We start from the raw sequence: 8014 nt of genomic DNA on the forward strand, positions 1-8014 counted from the left end.
GGGGGGGGGGCGAGCATGGCTAGCTCCAACTACCGCAAACGCCAACTCGCTATCTGAGAGTGGCAGTATCGGATGACTGCTTCTGCCCCTTGTGACAGGCAGAAAACGGCCAAAAGCGGATATGGAGCGCCAACGAAAGCTCAGATCGCTATCCGTTGCATAGGCACTTTCCTGAAGAATAGGAAAGCGGGCCTCCTGCAAATTCGCAAAGGAGACCCAACTCCACCGTCGCACCAGGCTAAGTCCCGCCATACGAGAGACTGGACTCATATTTATGACTCATCTGACTAAAATGGCCTTCACCTCCAGCAGATGTTTGCGTAACCGGTCTGCATAATTCTCGGCGACAGCCGCTTGAACGCTAGCGCGATTGGCCAGTGCATGACGCAACTCGGCAATGCGACCAAGTCCATCAAACAATGAATGACTTTGTTCGAATCCCAGTATGTCGAAATAGCGGAAAACTGGGGCTACAGCAATATCCACCATACTGAACGTTTCGCCAGCGAAGTACGGCCCCTCCATCTTTTCACCGTCAAGCCTCTCCAGCTTTCCCCTCAGCGCTGAAGACTTAGCAAGCGCTGTCTGCTGATCCGTTGCGTTCAAATATCCCCATGCATCAGCAAGCATACCAGTGGCGAATTCGATCCATGCACGGTGTTGAGCACGGGAAATCGCATCTTTCGGGTGCAGAGCGGGCTCCGGATACACCTGTTCGATGTATTCACAGATAGCGACGCTCTCGAAAAGTACGGTCGCTTCCTCATCGCCTTTTTGCACCATAAGAAGCGGGACTTTGCCCGTTGGCGACATGACCAGAAACCAGCTGGGCCTGTCCTTCAAATCCACATCAACCCGTTGAAATGGAGCCCCTTTTTCGAGGAGTAAAATTGCCACTCGCTGAACAAACGGACAAAGCTCGTGGCTAACGAGCGTGAGCTGTGATTGCGACATTTGAATACCCACTGTTATTTCGACAACTCCCGCTTCCGGGCAGGAAGCGGGATGTACAGACTCGAAGGCGTGCCTATCTCGTTAAAGCGAGCGACCACCATCAACAATAATTTCTGTTCCCAACGTCCAACGAGACTCGTCCGACGCGAGGTACAGCACCGCCTTAGCTACTTCTTCAGGCGTGCCAAAACGGCCAAATGGGATAGTCGCAGCAATATCTTTGTTGACCTGCTCGCGGTAGGCATCGGGTATACCCGCCTTGTCGTACAGCGGCGTGTCGATCGGACCAGGACTGACCGCATTTACTCGAACACCACGCGGTAGAAGCTCGCTAGAGAGCGTTTTCGACATGTTCAGAAAGGCAGCCTTTGTTGCGGCATAAATGGATGAACGCGCGGCGCCCAGGTGCGCACTTACCGAGGTGTTAAGAACCACCGATGCAGGATTAGAGAAAGTCGGCAGCAGTGCTTGCAGAAGGAAGTAAGGGCCTTTGACATTGATGTTGAAGGAGCGATCGAACATCTCCTCGTTCCAGTCTTCGATTGGCCTCCAGACGGATACGCCTGCATTGAGGAAAGCAACGTCGAGCTGCCCGTAATGAGACTGAACAGCCTGCGCCAGCTCCTTCTGGGCTGCGACACTAGCTGAGTCGGCTCGCAGCACCAGGACTTCGCTACCTAAAATAGCTTGAGCATTTGCCATGGACTCAGGATTAACGCCTGTGACGATCACGCGTGCGCCTTCGGCGAGAAATTGCTTGGCGGTCTCCAGACCGATGCCGCTCGTACCGCCAGTGATGAGGGTACGCTTGCCTTGTAAACGGGACATGTAAATTTCCTCTCTTTCGGGGCGGCCAGCCGGACGACTGACCTTCTGAGAGCAACTATGTATTCATGTCAGTGCACTGATAAGATGGGCAAATAGAATAGATCTCATGCGAAATCTGCATGAAAAGGAGCGTGATGGATCGGTTGTTGCTGATGAGCTGTTTTGTACGCGCTGTCGAGACAGGTAGTTTTTCTGCTGCGGGGCGTGATCTAGGACTAGGGCAACCGAACGTCAGTCGTTACGTCGCTGCTCTTGAAAACCATTTGCAAACCAGGCTGCTTCACCGATCCACGCGAAAGCTGATGCTCACGCCCGAGGGTGAACGGTACTACGCAGATGCGCGGCGTATTCTAGACTCAGTGGAACAGTCAGAGTCCTCACTGAGAGGGAACGTAACGCCGTCTGGGTTATTGCGCGTCGCTTGCCCGACCGCATTGGCTCACACCTTCATCGTACCGCACGTCGCGAGCTTTCTAGGGCGTTATCCCGAACTGTCGCTCGATCTTCAAATCAATGATCGCTACGTCAATTTAGTCGACGAGGGCGCAGAACTCGCGATTCGTATTGGGCACCTGGAGGACAGTGCAATGCGAGCCCGGCCACTAGCCTGGTTCGAGCGTGTGTGCGTTGCCAGCCGTGCGTACCTAGAGAAACATGGATCTCCCTCTTCGCCTGATGACCTTAAGGAACACGACTGCCTCATTTATACCCTGCTATCCACTGGAACCAACTGGCGGTTTAAGGATAGTGATGTCCCGATCTCCGGACGACTGCGTGTCAACTCCCCTGAGGCGATACGTGAGTACGTCAATGCAGGATTGGGAATCGCGCAGGGGCCTCAATGGCTATATGAGGAAGGGCTGAGAAGTGGCAATCTTCAATTACTGCTTAACGAATACGTGGCGCCACCCGTTCCGATCCAAATCGTATACTTAGCGAATCGGCTGCTGCCCCAGCGAGCCATCGTTTTCATGGATTTTATGGCGGATATTTTTGCTGCATTCCATGAGCGACCTAAATAGCCTCCTAGGCCACGGCCAGGGTGCGAGCGGAGAACCATCAGCATGGCGGCCCCTTGGGCGAAAATCGCTGCACACTCACAATTCTTGCTCGTCAACGGGGCTTTAAGTAGTGACGCCGGACTGCAGGGCTTGCCTCGCCAAGTCTCCTGATTTATTGCCAACGCCGATTTGATGCATCTCTAAATCAAGGTGCAACGCTCATCTCATGCGGTTAAGAAAACGGGGGCAGATTTATTCATTTAGATCACCGACCGCTTCTGGCCGAATCCGACAACGGTGCCGCGCGACTGATCCACCCTAGTCCTCCACCCACGTGGAGGACACCACCATGAACACCATTGCTAAATATCGGCATCAGCCATGGAATAACGGGAAGCTTGTTGGGCAGAAAGCTCCGCTCCGAGTCAGGGATATCTGGGCCATCCGAGTAAGGCTCCAGCTTGCTGAGAAGACGAGGGATTTGGCGCTGTTCAATTTGGCTATCGACACAAGCTGCGTGCCTGTGACTTAACCAAGCGACGAGTACGAGACATAGGTCATGGGGAGCACGTGTCGGTTTCCAATCAGCGCCAACACTACAACAGAAGAAAGCGTTCTTAGGCTCAGTATATCTAGTAAACTTGGCGTCAATCTAGCGCCTGAGATCGCCTAGGTATATAGAAGGAAACCGCCATGCTTGAACTCGAACCGCTGTGTTTTTCGTCCGACTGCCCTAGCCGAGCTTTATTCGACCAGATCGCTGATAAATGGTCGATGATGGTGTTAGCCGTGCTTGATGACGGTCCGCAACGCTTCAACGCGATCCGTCGTCGCCTGCAAGGCGTCACCCAGAAAGCGCTAACTCAATGTCTCCGCCGGCTGGAGCGCAACGGCTTGGTATCGCGCGAGGTGATTTCGCTTTCGCCAGTCGCGGTGCAGTATCGAGTCACGCCGCTGGGCCGCACGCTGCAACAACCTTTTCGGGCACTGCATGAATGGACGCTCGCCAAGATGCCGGAGGTTGATGCTGCCCGGCAGAAGTTCGACGCCGCTGCAATCGGAACGACAAGTACGTAGGGAAGGCTGTTTCACTCGATTACATGAACGCGTTGTCGGCCGCCCATGCTGCGCTTCGGGACTTGTAATCCGATGTCTTGAGAAACACCGAAGATCTCAGTGGAACCAGTGCGACCTGGTAAGCATGGAACTCTGCCAACGCTTTTTGTTGTTGGCAGTGCGCTAGTTTTTGCCTTTCATGCGCGGGCAGTCAATCTCGATACCTACTTCAACCGAATCTTCACATCGATTGCTCAGGCTTGTTCGATCATGAACGCAGAGCGCCACTGCTCTTACGCGCGAGGCCACTGTCGACGGCTCGACAGCTCATGCGCCGCCGACTATTTCCTGACAGTAGGTATCCTCAAACCTACTAGGTCTACGAATAGTGCCTAATTGACACTAGGTTTATTATTGATACCTTGTCAATTGTCCTCACTGAAGGGAGCGGTCCGAACCGGATCCTTCGTTCGCCACTCTTGCCGGGGGGTTGTAGCCAGCCAATCGAGCATCCGACAGGGAGCATTTCTTTGGTCAAGCCGCACTTGAGAAATCGTTAAACGCGGGCGGACATTCAATAAAATTTATTCTGAGGAAAGTATGGAAAATTTTAAGCTTCTAACCCCCTTGAACAACGAAGAACTCACTTTCAAGAATCGGGTGTTCATGGCGCCGATGACAAGAGGTCGATCCAAGGATCAGGTGGCCAACAAATTGACTGCGACGTATTACGCACAGCGCGCATCGGCGGGCCTTATTTTTACGGAAGGCACCCAGATCAGCGCCCAGGCCGTCGGCTGGACGAATACCCCCGGAATCTATACTCCTGAACAGATTGCGGGCTGGAAGAAGGTAACCCAGGCAGTTCATGAAGCCGGTGGTCTCATTTTCGCCCAGCTCTGGCATACCGGGAGAGCATCTCATCCTGATTTTCATGGTGGAGAACTCCCGGTCGCGCCATCGTCAGTTCCCTTCAATAGCCAGGCGTTCACGCCAGAAGGCATCAAACCCTCGGTGACCCCACGCGAACTGACCATTGATGAAATCAAGTCCACCATTGCGGACTACGAAAAAGCTGCACAGGCCGCGAAAGATGCGGGCTTTGATGGTGTAGAGGTACACGGTGCCAATGGTTACCTGCCCGCGCAGTTTCTGGAAGACGGCTCAAACAAACGCACCGACGAGTATGGCGGCACCGTTGAGAAGCGGGCGCGGTTCTTGCTTGAAGCCACTGACGCGGCAATCAAGGTCTTCGGACCGGCCCGTATATCGGTCAGGCTGTCGCCGCGCATTCCGTACAATGACATGGGCGACTCCAATCTCGAGCAGACCTACATGTACGCGGTAGAGGCGCTGGAAAAGAAAAACGTTGGAATTCTGCATTTCATGGAACCGGGGACCCTGCCGGAAGGCGCGAAACCCTTGGCGCCCGGGGCTCGCAAGCGGTTCTCAGGGATTTTCGTGTTGAATGTTGGTTATGATCAGAAGTCTGCGGAACAGGCCCTGCAAACCGGCCTGGCCGATGCAGTCACATTTGGCACGCTGTTCATCAGCAACCCTGATCTGCCGGAACGCTTCTTCCTGGACGCGCCGCTGGCCACCGCGGATGCCTCCACTTTTTACAGTGGTTCGGAAGAGGGCTATACCGACTACCCGCCGCTGGCCTAGGGGTCGACGAGGTTTAGCTGGGCAATGGCGGTGAACTATCTGATCGATACCGAGCATGGCGCAATCATGGATGTCGAACCAACGCCGGCTCATCGAACGGCTGAGGTTGAGAGCACCAAGTGAATCGCCCCTACTCCAGCCTGCCCGATCGGCAGAAGTCGGCCCTGGCTGTGTAAAAACGGATGCACCGTTTTGAAGTCTGCGTTGCTACATAAAATCTGTCAGCGTTTGTCTAGCCAACAGGCCTGAAATTTTTGTAGGAGCGCGATTTTCGTTCTGGCGCCGACCGTCATACCTGTTCCAACACGTTTTTACACAGCCTCGGTTGAAAACGGCCATTCACGAATGACTGCTTCTGGCCTGCTGACAAGATGTCCGGATCCAAATCATCAGCAGAAAGGAATTTACAGCCTCACGGAAGCGGCAATACAGCTTGTGCCTCTGCTCGCGCATGTGGCTGCCTGGGGTGTTCGGCATACGCATCCGAGCAAGGAAGCATCTTTGCGCGCGGAGGTGCTGGAAAAGGGCGGCCCTTCACTTTGGAGTGCCTTTATGGATGAACTACGTTACCTGCATCTCGGTGCACCTCGTCCGGTGCGCTCAGTATTGGGCGAGCTCCGGACCGACGACGAGCAGGCAATCGCTACTTAGTACCAATCTTTGGCGTCATGACATCCACCATGTGGTGCAAAGTGTTGGCGCTGATGCGATTTTGACCCAGGGTACTGATTTTAGCTGACCCATGTGCAGCCTCTGAAATCCCACGCAAGGTCATGATTGCTGAGTATTCGAATGGGTCAATGACTTCCGGCGGCTTGGGTCAAAATCGCATCAGCGCCAACATATATCGGCCTAGGTCCGGTTACTGGTACGCATTGTCCCGGTCATAGAGCACTTTTATCGCGCATGGCGCTTATGCCAACCCAAATCGGGGCATTGGTCATTATTTTTATTCAAAAACCGACATGTGGATGTCGGTGACAAGTAAGTTGTCGTTTATAGATATCTCTCGCGTATATGCTTCGAAAGTGCACAACGTTGATGAACGCAGGTACAAACTCAGGCGTTTTCCTTAGGGCTTTCGCCCTGCAAACCCTCAGCATAGAGACATGGGGTGATGTCGTTTTTGGATCCGCTCAAAACTATGTAATCGGGTACGACCTTTGCAAGTTGAATAGGAACAAACCCACCAACTTTTGGATGGGAGAATAAAAAGAGCCTTTGCCTGAGGCCATTCACCCGCTTTGTGTGAGGAGATACTGCGATGACGTCGTTCAAGTCCGGGGCCCAACCCCAGAACCGTGCACCTCAATCCATCGGCTTTCTGCTGCTGGACAATTTCACGCTGATTTCTCTGGCGTCCGCTGTAGAACCCCTGCGGATGGCCAACCAGTTGTCCGGTCGCGAGCTGTATCGCTGGACCACCCTCACCGTCGATGGCGGCCAGGTCTGGGCCAGTGATGGCCTGCAAATCACCCCCGACGCTTCCATGCACAAAGCCCCGCCAATGGACACGCTCATCGTTTGCGGTGGAGTCGGCATACAGCGCACCGTTACCCGTGAACACGTATCCTGGTTGCAAAGCCAGGCCCGCAAGGCCTGCCGCCTCGGTGCGGTCTGCACCGGCAGCTGGGCCCTGGCCTGCGCCGGCCTGCTGGACGGTTTCGATTGCAGCGTGCACTGGGAATGTCTGGCCTCGATGCAGGAAGCTTTCCCGCGCGTGGCCATGAGCACGCGCCTGTTCACCCTCGACCGTAACCGCTTCACCAGCTCCGGCGGCACCGCGCCGCTGGACATGATGCTGCACTTGATCAGCCGTGATCACGGGCGTGAACTGTCCGCCGCGATCTCGGAAATGTTTGTCTACGAGCGCATCCGTAACGAACAGGATCACCAGCGCGTGCCGCTCAAGCACATGCTCGGCACCAATCAGCCGAAGTTGCAGGAAATCGTCGCGTTGATGGAAGCCAACCTGGAAGAGCCGATCGACCTCGATGAACTGGCGGTGTACGTCGCCGTGTCCCGTCGGCAACTCGAGCGATTGTTCCAGAAGTACCTGCACTGCTCGCCGTCACGTTACTACCTGAAACTGCGTCTGGTCCGTGCGCGACAGTTGCTCAAGCAAACGCCGATGTCGATCATCGAAGTGGCGTCGATCTGTGGCTTCGTGTCCACGCCGCACTTCTCCAAGTGCTACCGCGAATACTTCGGCATTCCGCCGCGTGACGAGCGCGTCGGTTCCAATACCACGCAGCAGGTGGCGATGATACCGCTGCCGCAAGCATTGGTGCTCTCGCCGTTGGCCGGTTCGATGTCAGCTTTGAGCCAGGCACGTAACGAGTCAACTTTTGCCAGCGTTCGTCTATAAATTTTCACCCCTATCCTGCGAAAGCGTAACGTTCGTAGAATAGGGGAAGGCGCTTCATTTTAGTGCTGCGCTGAGGCAGGTTTTACTCGACGGCTTTGACCATGTCTTCGATGACTTTCTTGGCGTCGCCGAAGACCAT

General features: G+C 54.6%; 7 protein-coding genes and 1 pseudogene. 6 read left to right on the forward strand and 2 right to left on the reverse strand.

Annotated features, from left to right (window positions below):
* Positions 1–279: 279 nt before the first annotated feature.
* Together Q7W83_RS21370 and Q7W83_RS21375 are read right to left on the reverse strand one after the other, a co-directional pair.
* Positions 280–954, reverse strand: coding sequence for a glutathione S-transferase family protein (locus tag Q7W83_RS21370; protein ID WP_473656843.1), 675 nt, complete (start codon positions 952–954; stop codon positions 280–282).
* 81 nt (positions 955–1035) lie between these two features.
* Entirely contained in the window at positions 1036–1782 is a 747-nt protein-coding gene (locus Q7W83_RS21375) for an SDR family oxidoreductase (RefSeq protein WP_150638971.1), read from the reverse strand.
* A 134-nt stretch (positions 1783–1916) separates the two neighbouring features.
* Here Q7W83_RS21375 and Q7W83_RS21380 point away from each other — a divergent pair, with 134 nt between their 5' ends.
* The 6 genes and pseudogenes from Q7W83_RS21380 (at position 1917) to gbdR (ending at position 7875) form a co-directional block, all read left to right on the forward strand.
* On the forward strand, positions 1917–2804 hold the full coding sequence (locus Q7W83_RS21380) for a LysR family transcriptional regulator (RefSeq protein WP_191630155.1): 888 nt from the start codon (positions 1917–1919) through the stop codon (positions 2802–2804).
* A 328-nt stretch (positions 2805–3132) separates the two neighbouring features.
* Positions 3133–3359 (forward strand): annotated as a pseudogene (locus tag Q7W83_RS21385) (integrase); the annotation flags it as partial.
* A gap of 117 nt (positions 3360–3476) precedes the next feature.
* Positions 3477–3860: a winged helix-turn-helix transcriptional regulator gene (locus tag Q7W83_RS21390; protein ID WP_150638973.1), complete on the forward strand. Its 384-nt coding sequence runs from the start codon at positions 3477–3479 to the stop codon at positions 3858–3860.
* Between the two features lie 579 nt (positions 3861–4439).
* Positions 4440–5507: an alkene reductase gene (locus tag Q7W83_RS21395; RefSeq protein WP_150638974.1), complete on the forward strand. Its 1068-nt coding sequence runs from the start codon at positions 4440–4442 to the stop codon at positions 5505–5507.
* 345 nt (positions 5508–5852) lie between these two features.
* Positions 5853–6158, forward strand: coding sequence for a winged helix-turn-helix transcriptional regulator (locus tag Q7W83_RS21400; protein ID WP_224787859.1), 306 nt, complete (start codon positions 5853–5855; stop codon positions 6156–6158).
* A gap of 613 nt (positions 6159–6771) precedes the next feature.
* Positions 6772–7875, forward strand: a complete 1104-nt coding sequence (gene gbdR, locus Q7W83_RS21405) for a choline metabolism transcriptional regulator GbdR (protein ID WP_150654587.1) — start codon at positions 6772–6774, stop codon at positions 7873–7875.
* The last annotated feature ends 139 nt before the right edge of the window (positions 7876–8014 follow it).

Source organism: Pseudomonas sp. 300, assembly GCF_055803035.1.